At 40.0% G+C, this 16226-nt stretch carries 18 protein-coding genes and 2 riboswitches; of the genes, 5 read left to right on the top strand and 13 right to left on the bottom strand.

Translation table 11 applies throughout. The features are described 5' to 3' along the window. Positions 1-53: 53 nt before the first annotated feature. Positions 54-1403, bottom strand: coding sequence for a TrkH family potassium uptake protein (locus tag C6Y02_RS04500; RefSeq protein WP_080869518.1), 1350 nt, complete (start codon positions 1401-1403; stop codon positions 54-56). Positions 1404-1546: 143 nt separating this feature from the next. After that, positions 1547-2446: a protease HtpX gene (htpX, locus tag C6Y02_RS04495; protein WP_034662931.1), complete on the bottom strand. Its 900-nt coding sequence runs from the start codon at positions 2444-2446 to the stop codon at positions 1547-1549. 280 nt (positions 2447-2726) lie between these two features. Between htpX and C6Y02_RS04490 the strand changes: the two genes are divergently transcribed. Together C6Y02_RS04490 and C6Y02_RS04485 are read left to right on the top strand one after the other, a co-directional pair. Continuing rightward, entirely contained in the window at positions 2727-3455 is a 729-nt protein-coding gene (locus C6Y02_RS04490) for a DUF1836 domain-containing protein (RefSeq protein WP_106030759.1), read from the top strand. A 105-nt stretch (positions 3456-3560) separates the two neighbouring features. Next, a complete protein-coding gene (locus C6Y02_RS04485) occupies positions 3561-3755 on the top strand; it encodes an alpha/beta-type small acid-soluble spore protein (RefSeq protein WP_003211343.1) in 195 nt (64 codons plus the stop codon). A gap of 39 nt (positions 3756-3794) precedes the next feature. Here the strand turns inward: C6Y02_RS04485 and C6Y02_RS04480 are convergent, their stop codons facing one another. The 4 genes from C6Y02_RS04480 to C6Y02_RS04465 all read right to left on the bottom strand — a co-directional run bounded on the left by C6Y02_RS04480 (position 3795) and on the right by C6Y02_RS04465 (position 7620). Beyond that, positions 3795-4976 carry an anti-sigma-I factor RsgI family protein gene (locus C6Y02_RS04480; RefSeq protein ID WP_106030758.1) on the bottom strand — a complete coding sequence of 394 codons (1182 nt, stop codon included), beginning with the start codon at positions 4974-4976 and terminating at the stop codon, positions 3795-3797. Next, complete coding sequence (gene sigI / locus C6Y02_RS04475) at positions 4973-5728, bottom strand: RNA polymerase sigma factor SigI (RefSeq protein ID WP_034662939.1); 756 nt, start codon at positions 5726-5728, stop codon at positions 4973-4975. The genes C6Y02_RS04480 and sigI overlap by 4 nt, the downstream gene beginning before the upstream one ends. Positions 5729-5943: 215 nt before the next feature. Continuing rightward, on the bottom strand, positions 5944-6735 hold the full coding sequence (locus C6Y02_RS04470) for a TerC family protein (protein WP_106030757.1): 792 nt from the start codon (positions 6733-6735) through the stop codon (positions 5944-5946). Positions 6736-6766: 31 nt separating this feature from the next. Continuing rightward, positions 6767-6937: riboswitch (yybP-ykoY riboswitch) on the bottom strand. Positions 6938-7005: 68 nt separating this feature from the next. After that, a complete protein-coding gene (locus tag C6Y02_RS04465) occupies positions 7006-7620 on the bottom strand; it encodes a DedA family protein (protein WP_106030756.1) in 615 nt (204 codons plus the stop codon). Positions 7621-7865: 245 nt separating this feature from the next. On the opposite strand from C6Y02_RS04465, the gene C6Y02_RS04460 reads away from it, so the two are divergent. After that, on the top strand, positions 7866-10289 hold the full coding sequence (locus C6Y02_RS04460; protein WP_106030755.1) for a bifunctional diguanylate cyclase/phosphodiesterase: 2424 nt from the start codon (positions 7866-7868) through the stop codon (positions 10287-10289). Between the two features lie 30 nt (positions 10290-10319). Here C6Y02_RS04460 and C6Y02_RS04455 read toward each other — a convergent pair whose 3' ends face one another. From C6Y02_RS04455 to C6Y02_RS19280, 3 genes are all read right to left on the bottom strand, one after another. After that, the gene (locus C6Y02_RS04455; protein WP_088004396.1) at positions 10320-10784 is read right to left on the bottom strand and encodes a MarR family winged helix-turn-helix transcriptional regulator; all 465 of its coding nucleotides are present in this window, start codon (positions 10782-10784) and stop codon (positions 10320-10322) included. Positions 10785-11143: 359 nt separating this feature from the next. After that, positions 11144-11308 carry a hypothetical protein gene (locus tag C6Y02_RS04450; protein WP_034662950.1) on the bottom strand — a complete coding sequence of 55 codons (165 nt, stop codon included), beginning with the start codon at positions 11306-11308 and terminating at the stop codon, positions 11144-11146. A gap of 38 nt (positions 11309-11346) precedes the next feature. Then, positions 11347-11502 (bottom strand): hypothetical protein, encoded by a 156-nt coding sequence (locus tag C6Y02_RS19280; protein ID WP_164847173.1) that lies wholly within the window; start codon positions 11500-11502, stop codon positions 11347-11349. Between the two features lie 191 nt (positions 11503-11693). Here C6Y02_RS19280 and C6Y02_RS04445 point away from each other — a divergent pair, with 191 nt between their 5' ends. Beyond that, on the top strand, positions 11694-12023 hold the full coding sequence (locus C6Y02_RS04445; protein ID WP_012009715.1) for a MerR family transcriptional regulator: 330 nt from the start codon (positions 11694-11696) through the stop codon (positions 12021-12023). A gap of 119 nt (positions 12024-12142) precedes the next feature. On the opposite strand, the gene C6Y02_RS04440 is transcribed toward C6Y02_RS04445, so the two are convergent. Next, the gene (locus C6Y02_RS04440; protein WP_106030754.1) at positions 12143-12514 is read right to left on the bottom strand and encodes a cupin domain-containing protein; all 372 of its coding nucleotides are present in this window, start codon (positions 12512-12514) and stop codon (positions 12143-12145) included. A 204-nt stretch (positions 12515-12718) separates the two neighbouring features. Between C6Y02_RS04440 and C6Y02_RS04435 the strand changes: the two genes are divergently transcribed. Next, positions 12719-13582, top strand: coding sequence for a LysR family transcriptional regulator (locus C6Y02_RS04435; protein WP_106030753.1), 864 nt, complete (start codon positions 12719-12721; stop codon positions 13580-13582). A gap of 110 nt (positions 13583-13692) precedes the next feature. On the opposite strand, the gene C6Y02_RS04430 is transcribed toward C6Y02_RS04435, so the two are convergent. From C6Y02_RS04430 to C6Y02_RS19275, 3 genes are all read right to left on the bottom strand, one after another. After that, positions 13693-14091: a hypothetical protein gene (locus C6Y02_RS04430; RefSeq protein ID WP_106030752.1), complete on the bottom strand. Its 399-nt coding sequence runs from the start codon at positions 14089-14091 to the stop codon at positions 13693-13695. Between the two features lie 101 nt (positions 14092-14192). Further along, entirely contained in the window at positions 14193-15551 is a 1359-nt protein-coding gene (gene mgtE / locus C6Y02_RS04425) for a magnesium transporter (RefSeq protein ID WP_034662959.1), read from the bottom strand. Positions 15552-15759: 208 nt separating this feature from the next. After that, positions 15760-15923, bottom strand: a riboswitch (M-box (ykoK) riboswitch). A gap of 132 nt (positions 15924-16055) precedes the next feature. Further along, the gene (locus tag C6Y02_RS19275) at positions 16056-16196 is read right to left on the bottom strand and encodes a hypothetical protein (RefSeq protein WP_003212346.1); all 141 of its coding nucleotides are present in this window, start codon (positions 16194-16196) and stop codon (positions 16056-16058) included. Positions 16197-16226 lie beyond the last annotated feature (30 nt).

Here is a 16226-nt window from a genome sequence, read left to right as displayed (position 1 = left end):
TTTAGCCAGTTAGATAATGGAAATAAAAAAACAGCATTCGCTCGGAATGCTGTTTAGCCGATGATGACACGCTCTTTCGGATAATGATAATTCGCTTCGCTTTCTCTTCGGCCAATTAAGTACAAGAAGCTTGGAATGCCGATCCGTCCAATAAACATGACCATCATAATGATACACTTACCGAAAACAGAGAGCTCAGAGGTAATCCCTAGTGATAGCCCTGTTGTTCCGAATGCAGAACAGACTTCAAATAAATTTTGAAGAAGCGTATTTTGCTCGGATAAGGTTAATAAGAATGTAGCGCCAAACACCAATATAAAGGCCATCATCGTCACCATTAGAGATTTGTTTATATCCGCTTGATGCAGCTCTCTTTTGAAGATTTTAATGGACTTATTTCCCCGAGCAAAATGAAACAGTGCGAGTAAATTAAGGGCAAAGGTGGTTGTCCGAATTCCGCCCCCAACCGAGCTTGGAGATGCCCCGATAAACATGAGCAGACATAAAAATAACAGCGTCGGTTCTGTCAATTGAGTAATATCTAATGTGGAAAGTCCACCACTTCTTGTGGCGGTCGATTGGAACAATGAATAAAACAAAACTTCGTGCCAGCTCTTCCCTAAAAACGTAAACCGGGCTTCAAGGGCATAAATCCCAATAGCGCCAACAATGACTAAGCTGCCAAACGTAATCGTTGTGATTTTTGTAAACAATGAGAACGATGCGTGCTTTCGGTCCTGATTAAATAAGTAATCCTTTACTTCTACGAGGACAGGAAAGCCAATGGCTCCAAAGATGATCAGCAGCATCGTAATAAATTGGACAAAATAATCATCTTTGTAAGGGATGAGCGAGTTCCCTGTAATATCAAAGCCCCCATTGGTGGTCGCACTAATACTTGAGAAGAAGCCATGTAAGAATGCTGCCTGCACATCGTAATATTTGAGAAAATACATGCTTAAAATCAGACCGCCTACAAACTCAATGAGCAAAATTAAATATAAGACCTGCTTCATTAATTTCACAATTCCTGATAAATTGCTCTGGTTTTGATCTGCCATGATGAGCTTTCTTTCTTTAATCCCGATCCTTTTTCGCATGACAATCCACACAAAGGTACCGAGCGTCATAATGCCGATACCTCCGATTTGCAGGACAAACGCAAGGATCCACATACCTGCCACACTAAATGTTTGGGAGGTATCAACAACGGTGAGTCCTGTGACACTTACCGCACTCACTGCCGTAAATAATGCATCGATAAATGTCCACTTCACCACCCCATCTTGATGAGCGACTGGCAAACTTAGAAGAATAAATGAGACGGTCACAGCAAGAAAATAATAAAGGGCAATCAGCTGGAAAGCCGATAGCCGGTCAATTAGCTTTTTAATTGGGTTCATTGTCATTCCTTCTTTTAACTTTCAATTTTCAATACTTATCATTTTAATGAAAAGAGACATGATTTTAAAGGTATTTTATGCTTTATTTACTTTTTCATCAAAAAAGAAAAGACATCCTGTAACAGAATGTCTTTTCGTCTCTCTTATTTTGCTTCTAGTCTTCTGATTCTTTCGTTTAAATCAGGGTGTGTGGAGAAAAGAGAAGCTTTTCGTTTACCACTAATTTTAAGCGTAGCAACTGCTGTTTGATCATCATCTTTGATTCTTGACGTATACGCCTCAAGTGAGCGAAGCGCATGAATCATTTTATCTTTACCGGCAAGGTCAGCTCCGCCGCGGTCTGCATGGAATTCACGGTGTCTAGAATATGCAAACACGACAAGGCTTCCTAAGATAGAGAAAATGATTTGGAAAACAATCACTGCGATAAAATGAACAATCGGCACAAGCTCTTCACGCGGAACAAAGCGGCTTGCGATCCATGCCGCAATTCTTGAAAGGAAGACAACGAACGTGTTGACGATCCCTTGAAGCAGCGTCATTGTCACCATATCACCGTTCGCAACGTGAGCAACTTCGTGAGCGATTACACCTTCAACTGCTGCATCATCCATTTCATGAAGCAATCCAGTGGAAACCGCAACAAGTGATCTTCTCTTAGAAGGACCTGTCGCAAAAGCATTTACTTCAGATGATTGATAAATACCAACCTCAGGCATTTTAGAAAGGCCTGCTGCTCTTGATAATCTGTGCACGCGGTCAACAAGCTGCTGCTCATCATATGTTAATGAATCCTTTTCAGGGTTTAACACGCGCACACCCATCATCATTTTTGCCATCCAGCGAGACATTGCAAGTGACATGAACGAGCCAACAAAACCAACAACTGCACTGAATACTAGCAATGCCACAAAATTAATTCCACCATCTGCTCCTATATAAGAACCAACACCAGTTGCTGCACTAATAACCGATAGTACAATACCAATCGTAGTGATAACAAGAATGTTCGTTAATATAAACAGAAATATTCTTTTACCCATACATAACCTCCGCTGTCATATTAAGTTCATTTGAACTTATTAATAAAATTATAAAAATAAACGTCTCAAATTGCAAGGAAAAAGGAATCATTACTTATGTTTATCATAACGGCTTAAGCCCCGTCACTTCAATATTTACGACATTTGCTACAGCTGAAAAGTGAACAAATTGTGACGCCGCTTTCTGGATTTTAGTTTATTTTGCATTTTCATCAAAAAGAGATTATGATGTTGAATTAGATCAATTATGACGTTTTTGACGTACAAACGAGGTGGAATAATGGGTGCTTTTAAATTAACGAGAATTGACATGACAAGTCTTCTCTATTCTCTAAAAGGAGGGGGAGATCTGACTCCGCTTCAGCTATTAAATTTATCTGTAAAAAAAGACAAACATCACGAACATGACGAGCTAAAAATCCCTTCTTTTTTTGAGAGGCTTGAACGGCGGAAACACAAATCAGAGCATGGACTCTCCACAAATGAAATTGTAGAATTAGGAAACCTATGCGAACTGACTTCTCTTAAATCGACAGCGATTCAAAACTGGATCAAACGTGATATTAAAGATATGATTGGCCACCCTGAGCTTGGAAAGAAGTACTCAATTGATCAGGTCGTTATTTTATTAATTGTTAGAGATTTAAAATCAGTTTTTGACTTTGATGCCATCCGTACCATCTTATCTGCCTTATTTAACACAATTACGGATCGAACTGATGATATTATTAGTCCACTGCGCTTTTATGAAGCATATGCGCATGTCCTTGATTTTATTTATCATCATACTCTTTTTCCGTTAAAAGAAACAAACTTACGGGAAATCACAGAGGAACAGACAGATAAGCTCCGTGAAGAATTTTCTGAATTGACACAGCACCAATGGCATTTGATCAAAGGCATTATCAGTTCAACCGTTTTTTCTGTCTTTACTTCACACTTGCAAAGTACGGCACAAGAAATGATGTTTCATACACTGCAGCATCAGGATACAGAAGAACCGAGGTGAATCATCACCTCGGTTTTTTGTGCAGCAATTGCCAGCATAATTGTACGCTGTTTTCTTCAAAATAAGAAGGCACAACAAACATGAGGTGAAAGGAGGAATATGGACATGGCAAACCGAAATCAACTTCTTGTTCCTGGAGTAGAACAAGCATTAGATCAATTTAAATACGAGATCGCTCAAGAATTTGGCGTGACTCTCGGTTCAGATACAGTCGCACGTGCAAACGGTTCTGTTGGCGGTGAAATTACAAAAAGACTCGTTCAACAGGCTCAATCACAAATGGGCAATCAATCTAAATAAAAACATGGTGAAATACGCCGGAGCTATTCTGGCGTTTTTTTATTGTTCATATGTGTGCTCATCCCGGTTCTCACGATAAGGGGACGGTACACCTTTTCCTTGCTTCATATGTTCTCTTTTTCGTTCAGCGGACGGCCGTTTCTGATCCCTGTCGTTTTTTTTTGTGTGCTTTTCAGCGCCACCACGTGATGTGCCGTTTGGATTTCTTTTGTCATCAGGTTCCGTTGAGTGATTTTTTTTTTGTTCTTTATCGATAGAACGATCCTTTTCTTCCTTTATTTGATTGTCTTTGCTTTCATCATCAGGTTTTGTTTGGTGAGGCTTTTGAATAGATCCTTGCTCTTCCCTCTCTTGATCCTTCTGCTCTTTGTCTTCAGCTTCAGGAGCCTCTTGATCTGGCTTCATCTCTTCGCTATCGTCTGTCTTGACGTCTTCTTGTTTGTCTTTGTCTGTTTGATCTTCATCATCTTTGTTAGGCTCTTCTTCTTTGACAGCATCACTCTCTGCTGCGTCTTCATCCTTTTGAATGTCTTCTTGTTCTTTGTCTTGCATTTCTTGATTTCTGATATATGTGCCTGTTGAAATGCCTGCCTTTTGAGCTTTTTCTCTTGTTTCCAGGTCACTTTCTACAGTTTCTAGCTTGTAATCGCGCTTTTGATATTCACCAGAGATGGTGTTAATTTTACTTTTGACGTTGGTTTTATATGTATGGTCCTGCTTGTTTTCATAAACCGTTGAAATATAAATGCTCTTAGAGTGGTTCACGTAACCTTTTTTGTCACAGTCATCTATGATTTCCTGCACGACTTTGGTCATGTCGTTTTTTTCCAAATCCTTCATGCTGGCCAGTACTTGTTTCGCATCTTTATTCAGTGGTGTGACACCGATCACTTGATAATCGTGATCAAGCTTCAGTTCAAAGCTTGGGTTAATGTCAATTGTCATATATGCATATGCTTTTTGACTTGAGAAAGATGGCATCATAGTAAAAATCACGACAATAATCGCTGCGATTGATAGGATTCCTGCATTTAACGGACGTAAACGAAGCAGGTCAAAAAAACCGGCTCTTTTTCTTTCGAGACGTGATTCATTCGGAAATGTCACTTCTTGACCGATTTCATAGTCTTGCTGTTCATATTTTGTCCGCAGAAATTGTCCATCAGGGGTCAGCAGCGTGACATATTTTTTGTTTTTCTCTACTATAATGCCTCTTCTCATGAATTAAGCACCCCTTTAAGGTAATCTTTCAAATACACATAATCACCCGTCATAATAATCGCCATCGCAATGATGTATTTTCTATTTCTCTCAATCGTTTTGCGGCTGACTTCCACTAGCTTTTCAAGCTGTTTGACCGGCAATTGTTTTTTCTGAAATAAAATGGTTCTGAGCTCATCGTGTTCAACGAGTGTGTGAGCTACTTTAATAGCATTTTGCCTGGCATCTGCATGCTTTGGTGAATGTTCAAGCAGCTCTTGAAACGTGAGACCGTATACTTTTAATCGTTCTTTAAAATGTTCTATTTCTTCTCTTCTATGTTCTTGTTCAATCAAACGTCTATATTCATTTGTAGACAGCTCTGCTTCAATCATGCTTTGAGAGTACTCGCCATTTTCACTTTCTTGCAGGTCCATTTGAACCGTTGGCGCATTTCTCGCTTCTTTTCGAATATAGTCGATCACTTTTCTTTTAATAATTAATTCTGCGAAAGCAAGGAGTGAGTTTCCTTTTTCGGCAGAGTATTTTTCTATCGCTTCATTAAAGGCAATTAAGCCTATGCTGAATTCATCATCTTTTTCATCTATATATCGTTTACAAACGGATGAAACCGTCTTAGCGACAAATGGTTTGTATTGCTCTATTAATGCATTTTGCAGCTCGATATCACCTTGTTGAATACTGATAGCCGACTGCTCTAATGTTTGCTTTTTCTTTCCTTTTTTAAACAAAAGGCTAAGCAATGGTTTCACCTCAGTTCTCCCTATATTACTCATTTATGATAGCTAATTTATGAGGGAAGCGCAAAGGAAGAAATGAGGAATTCATTTCCTGTTACTCAATTATGACATGTATATCATCATCTACTTTACAATGTTTCGTCTAAAAGCAAAGAAATAAGGGGGTATCTCCCCCTTATTTGTAATATACGTGTTATGAAAATGAAATGATATTTCTTTCAAAAAACCTACTCTTCTAGGCGTCCCTCTTGTTTTCCATCGTTTTCTTGGCCGCCTTTTCTTGATGGACTTGATAAAAACCAGCCAAATGCTGCAATTGCGAGAAGCACCGTCCAGAAAATCACTTTCCATAATGTTGAATGAATAAAATGAGACGATACGACGCCAATGGCTGGATGTGATAGTGTATAAAGCGTGAGCTTCACACCAACCCATCCGACAATGACAAAGGCTGCTGTTTCTAGGCTCGGTCTTGTTTTGAGCAGTTTCACAAAGACAGTAGCTGCAAATCGCATGATGATAAGACCGATGATACCACCTAAAAGAATGACAATAAATTGACCGCCATCGAGTCCGCCGATTTGCGGAAGACTCGTTTTCGGCAATGTCACGGCTAATGCGACGGCCGCTAAGATGGAATCTACAGCAAAAGCGATGTCGGCAAGCTCGACTTTTACGACTGTTGCCCAGAAGCCGCTTTGCTTCATGTTTGTGTCTGATTCCTTTTTCTTAAATACGTGCGATTTTAAAATATGGTGAATGGAAATATAAAGAAGATAAATTGCACCAATGGCTTGAACTTGCCACACATCCACTAAAAACGAAATAAGAAACAGGGAACCAAATCGCATGACAAACGCACCCGCAAGTCCGTAAAACAATGCCTTTTTTCTTTGCTTTTCAGGAAGGTGTTTAACCATCACAGCCATGACCAGCGCGTTATCAGCTGCTAAAATCCCTTCTAATCCAATCAGTACGAGAAGAACCCACCCGTACTCTAAAATAATTGCTGCATCCATCATCATTCCTCCTTGTTTTTATCTATTGTCCCACAACAGACAAAGGCTTATGAATACAAAAAAGACCTTTGCCTGTAATGGCAAAGGTCTTGCTAGACATGTGATATGTAGAATCATGCCAACAAAGCCGATGGAACGTAAGTCCATGTAATGACGACTTTGTTTCCGGTAAAACCGGACGCTACTCCCCTTTGGTGGGATTTAAGAATATTTAGATTACTTATATCATAATCAATACACACTGTATTGTCAACAGGTGACTTTCAGTGATTAGGCCGTTGGTGTTTCTGTTTTTCTTTTTCTACGTTTCAGCCATATATACATCACGAACAACAACACAACCCCGATCCCAATCGGTAAAAGATATGGATCTAACATAGCGCCAACCTCTTTCCAGTTCTCCCCGAGCACAAACCCAAGATACACATACACAAATGTAATGGGCGTAATCGCCAAAAACGTATACAAGCAAAAGACCCACACATTCATCTTGGCAATACCGCACGGGATGGAAATAAGCGTTCTGACCCCTGGAATAAACCGGCCGCTAAAGGCGACGAAACCACCATGCTTTTCAAAGAAAGCATCCGATTTATCAAGCGACTCAGGTTTGACAAAAAAGTACTTCCCATATTTATTTAAAAAGGGTCTGCCGCCATAACGTCCTAACCAGTATAAGGTCAAAGGGCCAGCCACGCCGCCAATGGAGCCGGCAGCCACAACACCGATGAAGGCCATGTCCCCTTCTGAGACCCAGTAACCCGCAAGAGGCAGAACCACTTCAGCAGGAACAAATTCAATGCATAATGCAAGGAAGATGCCAAAGTACGACAAGTTCTTAAAAGCATCAGCTAAAGAAATAATAAAATCTTCGATGTTTATCAATCCCTTTCACACATAATCGTTTGACGATTCTATCTCTTTTAGAATCACACCATATATTAAACGAATAAAACCGAAGAAACGATTCACTTTTCGTCGTTTTTTTACATTAAATTTGATTTTACTATAAAAGACACGTGAAAAAAACGTTGATTGTGGTATTTAAGTGAAGGAAAAGTGAACACAGAAGCCATTCGATCCGATATATTAAGTATATGTCTGTTTTAAGATACTGGAGGTTTTCTCACATGACCCAATTAACAGGAAGCTACAACGGATGGCTTGTCTTTCTGTCAGTCGCTGTCGCCGCTGTGGCCTCCTACTCAGCTCTTCAGTTAGCCAGCCGAGTGATACAGTCAAGCGGTGCAAAGAAAAAGGTATGGCTGGTCATTGGTGCAATGATCATGGGGATGGGCATATGGTCGATGCATTTTATTGGCATGATGGCATTTCACATGCAAACCGGCATCACATATGAAACTCCCTTACTGATTTTATCGATTTTGGCGTCTTTTGTCGGTTCATTGATCGCATTCTCGATATGCATTCAAGAGCAGCTCTCCATAAGACGGCTGCTCATTAGTTCAATCACCATGGGCTCAGCTATTTGCAGCATGCATTATCTTGGAATGGAATCAATGGCCAATGTCTCAATCAGCTATGATCCAGTCCTCTTTTTTCTTTCGTTTTTCATTGCTGCGCTGGCATCTTTCTTTTCACTGCATCTCTTTTTTCGGCTCCATCGATCCGAGAAAAAAAAGGAGGATCATCTGTTAAAAATAGCTGGTGCACTCGTGATGGGTGGGGCTATTTCTGGCATGCATTATACTGGTATGGCTGCTTCTACTATGTTTTTTCATTCAGATGGACAGTCCGCTGCAGGCGGCTCTCTTGAAATGTCGCCATTCAGTCTGTCGATTTTCATCGGCTTGATGACACTGATTGTCCAAACACTGATGATCTTTGGTGCCTATATAGATCACCGAATCATGAAGCAGTCAGATCAGTTAAAGGAAAATGAACAGCGGTTTCAATCGCTCATTAAACATAATATCGATGGCATTATCGTGTTATCTGTCGATCGAAAGGTGCTTTCTGCGAACGACTCAGGTAAACAAATCTTAAAAATGTGCAATTCTTGGATTGGTGATGATGTCAGTCAATACGTGATGCCGACTGAGATGTGGGAAGAATTTATTTCCCGGTCAAAAAAAGCCATCACACGTGAAGCAGAACTGAAAGCAGCAGATCGTTTTTATTATTATCATGTCACTTACATACCTGTTCATGTCAACAATACACTTGACAGTATTTATCTTGTCTTAAAAGATTTAACGCAGCAGCGGATTGCAGAAAAAGAAATTCATGTCATGGCACATTATGATGCGTTAACTGAGCTTCCTAATCGGCGCCACGCCATCAACCATTTAAATGATGTTCTCTCCGCTCAAGAAGAGACAGGAACATCAACGGCTGTTCTGTTTCTTGACTTGAATCGTTTTAAAATTATTAATGATGCACTTGGTCATAACATAGGAGACTTACTACTTAAAGCAGCTGCAAACAGACTGACGCAATGTTTACCGGACAATGGCTTTATTGCAAGACTAGGCGGGGATGAATTTTTAATGATCTTCCCTCACATGGGACATGACACACAAAAAATTGAGCAGCTTTCTCAAAATATCATTCGTCAATTTGAACGTCCTTTTTTCATCCAGAATCATCAGCTCATTACATCTATCAGCATTGGGATCGCCATCTCACCTCAAAATGGCAAAGATGGGATGGAATTGATGAGGAAAGCCGATATGGCGATGTATTTATCCAAAAAACATAAGCAAAGCCGGTATGAGTTCTTTACCGAATCAATGGAAAGATCAAGTGAAGACAGGTTAAATCGAGAGCTTGAGTTGCGGGATGCCATTCAGAGAGAACAGTTTGTGCTTCATTACCAGCCGCAAGTCAGTGCGAAAACAAGAAAGATGACTGGCGTAGAAGCTCTTCTAAGAATGAAGGCACCAGATGGTTCCTTAAAATCACCTGAGGCTTTTATTGAGCTGGCAGAGGAATCAGGGCTGATCATTGATATTGGCAGATGGGTCATTGATACCGCATGCAGGCAGGCTAAAACGTGGTATGACAACGGGCTGAAAATTCCTGTGGCTGTCAATTTATCTGCGAAACAATTCAATTCTGAAGACTTAATTGATTTGATTAAGCTGACACTGAAAAAATACAACCTGACATCGTCACTGCTCGAGCTTGAAGTGACAGAAAGTATGACAATGGACAATATCAAGCAATCAAAACAGGTGCTGACGTCGCTGAAACATCTGGGCGTTCGCATTAGTATTGATGACTTTGGTACAGGTCATAGCTCCTTAAGCTATTTAAAGGATTTGCCCATTCATCGACTGAAAATCGACAAATCCTTCATTGAAGATATTTTAAATGATTCGAAGTCTGAACAGATTACAGGTGCCATTATCGCGATGGGACATCAATTATCTCTCGAAGTCATAGCAGAAGGTGTTGAAACCTTTGCGCAGGCGCAGCTTTTATCTGCGCAAGGATGTGACGACCTGCAAGGTTTTTATTATGCAAAGCCCCTTCCAGCAACCGATATCGAAAAATTCATTGCCTATCCGGCGCATCAGCTGGACACATAAAAAAGGTGCCAATCATGGCACCTTTTCGTTCTATCTAAATAATAAATGTTGACTGTGAATGCCTGCTTTTTTCAATAGACTAATCAATTGTTCTTGTTCTTCACGCGAGAGGCCAGAGAACGCACGCGCAATCCGGAGAGAATGAATCGGGTAAATCTTATCAAGATAACTGCGCCCTTTATCCGTTAAATGGGCATAAACCGACCGTTTATCCTTTGGGTCCTGCTCTCTTTCAATGAAACCATTTCGTTCTAATTTGTCAATTACGTACGTCACATTCCCGCTGACAAGCAGGAGTCTTGAGCCGATTTGCTGAAGTTTTTGAGCACCTCTTGTGTACAGCAATTCAAGAACGGCAAATTCAGTTGGATTAAATCCATGCTCTTTGCTGTCTCTAATGCTGTGTTCTGAAACGCTTTTAAATGCTCTTGCAAATACCTTGTAAAGTGTCATTGAACGTTCTACTTCTTCTTCATTAAACGATAGTCTCATCACATATCTACCTCTTATAATATTTTTTTAACTTCAAGGCTTTCTTGCGGTGCAGTTGGAGCCTTTCGTAAAAAATAGAAGTACGTTTTTGAAAACCCTTTCAACCACATAAGTGACTCCATTCGTGTTATGTATAAGATTTCGATATAAACTTATAAAATCCTTCTTATTTTTCACAATCATCTCGAAAAAAAGCTTTTTTAGCAAACCATCAAGATGCGACATAGTTTAACATAATCTGTAAAGAAACTGCGTTTCCTTACACTGTATTCGTCAAATTTCTACAAAATTCAATATTGCTATAATATTAAGCACGCAAAAAAAGAACCCTTTATGTGACATACGCACATTTCAAGGGATTTTCACAAATTACGCTCTGTTTTGTTGAAAAAGAAGTGATACTCTTTTTTTAAGTCACTAATTGTCATGTTCTTGGCCGCATCAGGGCTGTAAACTCCTAATGAACAGAGCTGCTTCGTATAATAATGTCTTTCCTTTGCTAAAGCTTCTGTTAAGATACGCCGCACCGATTATCCCCTCCTATCAAGTGATCTGGACCAGGTGCTTATGAAGATCTTTTATACAAATCATTTTGTACGGCTCTTAGAAGAGCATGTGCATTCTGACCTGCCGCCTGCATGAATCGCTCCAGTAATTCATCCCTCTTCATATCTAATGCGATGATTTCTTTTGCCATACAGATGATCTGTGTTTGCTCCATCATTTGCTCCTCCTCCTATTTCAACTCATCATCATTATATGCACGCACAACACTCATTTCACATTTGTTGTTATCTTTCCTTCCATGGTTTTTTCGTTTTTTCGTTTTTGTGTTATATTTTCTGACAAATGATAGGTTTTTTTCCTTCTCGTTCTGTATAATATGAAGAAAAGACTTGCAGGGGTGAGTATATGACGCAGGAAGATGTATCTTATAAAGATAAAAAAGTCATTTCAATCGGGATTGTCAGTGAATTAACAGGGCTATCCGTCAGGCAAATCCGATATTATGAGGAACGCAGACTCATCTACCCCCAGCGCTCAACAAGAGGCACGCGTAAATATTCTTTTTCTGATGTAGAACGTTTAATGGACATCGCCAACAAACGAGAAGACGGTGTGCAAACAGCCGAGATTTTGAAAGACATGAAGAAAAAAGAACAGGCATTAAAAAGCGGACAATATAAGAAAAAAATGCTGGAAGGCCAGATTAACGCACACTTCCGGTACAAAAATCGATAAACAAATAAAGATTCGCTTACTCTTTAAAATTAAAGACAAGTGAATGTATGATAACGTAGTAAAAAGAGACAGCGATTGCTGCCTCTTTTTCAACTAAAGCACCTGTTAAGTGCAACGATCTAGTGTTCATCCATTCGTTCAGGAATCGAAACAGTTCGTTCATTGACCACATTCCCCGTGTTTAGAGTCGTTTTGGGCTCAATTAAGAGCAAATGAACTTCTTCTTCAGCAATTGGCTGATGTTCAATTCCTTTAGGAATCACAAGAAACTCCCCTTCATTAAGAGCTATTTCTCTATCCCTAAAACGGACGACTAGATTCCCTTTACATACAAAGAACATTTCATCCTCGTCATCATGATGATGCCAAATGAATTCACCCTTAATTTTTACCATTTTAATGTATGAGTCGTTCAACTCTCCGCATATTCTAGGATTCCAATAATCATTTATTAGTAAAAATTTCTCTTGGACATTAATCTTTGAAATCAATAGATTCCCTCCTTATTTACTTGAAAACGTCTGTTTTATCTTTTCCTAGCTAAAAACAATTTTCCTCCTCATAATCAGATACCAAGGGACACAATTAGCATCAACCTCTTATATCATTAAGTTTACTTATTCTATTGGATCACGTAAAATCAAAAAATAGTGTATAGTTCATCACAATTTGCGATGCAAAAAAGGAGCGTTATTTTGGATATTAAATCTTTGGAAATATTTAAAGCAGTAGCTATTGAACAAAGCATTACAAAAGCTGCCGAGAAATTAAATTATGTGCAGTCGAATGTCACTGCACGAATCCAACGTCTTGAACAAGAATTAGGTGTACCTCTTCTCTATCGATATCACAAGAAGATATCCTTAACGCCTGCAGGACGTGAACTGTTGCCATATGTAAACAAATTACTCTACGATTTTGAAGAAGCGATAGAAGCAGTAAAGCTTTTCTCTACTCCGCGGGGAACTTTACACATTGGATCTATAGAGTCAACCGCTTCTACAAGATTGCCAATCATTTTTACAGAATATCATAAGACATTTCCACAAGTAGAATTGAGCATGTATATGGCACCTACTGTAGATCAGGTTAGTGCTATTCTTAACTACAAGGTAGACGGTGCATTGGTTGATGGGCCAATTCTTCATCCGGACATTATTGAGTACCCTGTATCGGAAGAATCACTTGTTCTGATTACAAGCTACTCCCGGGAGGAATTCCAGGTAGAATCAATCTTACATGAACCATTGCTTTCGTCATTTGCGCATTGCATCTATTTGGGGCGTTGGCAGCGATGGTTAGAGAGCAATGGCTACCCTCCTATGAAGGTAATGGAATATGGCACTCTAGAGGGCGTGCTTAAATGCGTTGAAAACGGGCTTGGAGTCACCGTATTACCAAAATCTATGGTTGAATCTCGGATGCAAGGCAGATTTACCTGCCATCCATTACCGGAACCACATAGAATCGTGCCCACTGTGTTTATAAGGCGCCGCGATTCGTACATGACCAGTGCCCTCTCACGATTTATGGAGTTAATGGGCATAACTCATATGTGATCAGGTCATTTGTGGTAAAAAAGAGGATAGATAGAGCGAAGTTCTTTCAGCTCTTCTATCCTTTTAAATAAAATCATTTTAGATTATACCTTGTCTTCTAATAAAATTTTTCATTGAGAGGAAGCGTCAGTTCCTTCAACGACCCCTACAAAGTCAATCCGTACACCGCCTTTTTCAGGATCTTCTATTACCCGCAGGGCAAGTGCCTTTTTCTCCCCTGTTTTTTCATCTTCGTAATTCGCATGAAAGACGTGAATGCTGGCTTCTTCCAATTGAAAATCTTCATAAGAAAGCGTCTCTATGCCCCATTCCTTTTTCAGCTTTAGAATGTCATTTGGGCTTGGGACAGCACCTTCAACATAGATGTTTTCTATTTTTCGTTTATCTCCTTCGGTAATCGCTTCAATCATATGCTCTGCTGCCACAAGTCTTCTGTCTTTCCCCTCGTCTTCCCTTGAACATGCACCTAGCAATACCATGCACATTAAAATGAATAAAAACTTCTTCATTTTTCTCTCCCACCTTCTCCTTAAAATGTAAAGGATGGAAGCGCTATATGCAATCTTTATTCAAAAAAGACTGTAAAACGTAACGTTTTACAGTCTTCTTGCTACATCAGTGTATGAAGGAATGCTGTTGCAATTCCAAAATAGATCAGTAAGGATAGAATATCATTCAATGTTGTGATCAGCGGGCCAGATGCAATGGCTGGGTCCACGTTTAATCTGTGTAAAATAATCGGCACGACCGTACCTGCCATTGTCCCAATAATCAGTGTTGCAAGCAGTGAGGAGCCGACAACAAAACCTAAAATCATATTGCCCTGCCACACCATTGCGACGACTGTAATAATAATGGAACAGACGATCCCAATGTAAATACTTGTTCTCAGCTCTCTAAAAATAAGACGCATAATGGTTTTTTTCGTTAATTCTTCTTTTGAAAGCCCTCTAATCACGACGGCAAGAGACTGTGTCCCTGTATTCCCTGTCATCCCGGCAATCATCGGCATGAAGAACGCTAAAGCAACGACTTGCTGAAGGGTATCTTCAAAATAATTTAAAATACTGCCTGAAATCAGCCCAATGAACAAGAGCAGAATGAGCCATGGAAGACGGCGGTATGCCGCCACAAATGCCGGCGTGTCGAACGTAATATCTTTACCAGAGGCAGCAAACTTCTCATAGTCTTCGCCTGCCTCTTGAATGACAACATCAATGATATCATCGACTGTAACGATTCCGACTAGGACATTGTTCTCTTCCACAACAGGAATGGCAAGAAAATCATACCGTTCAATCAGCTTTGCGATTTCCTCCTGATCTTGAAAGGCTCCAACGGCAATGACTCTTGTAAACATGAGATCCTGCACCTTTTCATCCGGTTCACCTAAAATGAGATCACGGTATGAGAGAACGCCTACAAGCTGTTTTTGATCATTAATCACATATAAATAGTTGATTGATTCCGCAATTTCTGCAAAGCTTTTCAGCTTCACAACGGCATCCTGCACCGTATAATGCTGAGGAATCCAAACGTACCGGTTGGTCATGATCCGTCCCGCTGTCTCAGCAGGGTAATTCATAAGAAGCTGGACGGCCTTTGATTCCTCTGCTTCCATGTTAGATAAAAGCTGATCCTTTAGCTCATCCTCCATCTCATCAAACAAGTTGGCTAGATCATCGTTATCCATTTTGTTTGTGACGAAGGTAGCTTTGTCTTTCCCTACTTTTTCAAGAACGATTTCTTGGTATTCCCGCTCCAGCTCACCCATCATTTCTGTCACGTCATCGACTGGTAAAAAGCTGAGGAAGCGGCCGCGGTGTTTTTCTGGAAGCTCTTTAAATAAGTAGGCCATATCATATGGCTGAAGTTCTTCCATGATGTTTTTAAATTCTTTTCGTTTTCCATCTCTTAGTAAAATAATGATGCGTAAAATGAGTTCATCGTACGTAATATTTTGTATCATCGCTGTTACCTCCCCAAAGTCAGGAGATACCCGAATCCCTTAGAATGTGCGGGGGTCAGGATCTCCTCTATCTGATGTCTCAATCTGATCTTTTGACATATTCTCTATGTGTCTCGAATCGGGATGATCCATCCCCACACCTCCTTTTCCCATAAAAAAGCACCTTCAACCGAATGAAGGCGCTTTGTAAGCATAACAAAATAAACACTTGCTCCTTCAATCGTAGAGCTTTAGCACTGTATGGCATAGGAAAAATCCAGCTGCATTAAAAATCACCTTATGTCGATGATTTCTGTTGACCCATTGGCGTCTTTGGACATTTTTGGGCAGCAGCGTATCTCCATACAGGAGCCTCACCTAACGAAGTCTCATATTGTTGACACACTGAGATTACAGAAAAAGCGCAGTGATGTCAATAAGCAAGATGCCAAGTTTCCTCATGTATTCGCTTACTTTTGAAAAAAAGAGCGATAGACAAAGTTGACCATCGCCCTTTCATGTCTTTTATTCCTCTTCTGGCTGATTCATATCCTCTTGGGAGAGGAGATGAAAGGAATCATGCAAAAACAAAGCATATCCTTCTCCATCAGGATGCGGAACATATTCCGCATGGTCCATTGTCTGCTCTTCTTCTTTTTTCTTCATATTCTCTCGCCTCCTTTCCCGTAGTTTGTC

Source organism: Bacillus sp. NMCC4, assembly GCF_002998555.1.
Taxonomy (GTDB): Bacteria; Bacillota; Bacilli; order Bacillales; family Bacillaceae; genus Bacillus.
Note: the sequence above shows the minus strand (reverse complement) of the source record. Positions and strands in the feature narration are given on the sequence as shown.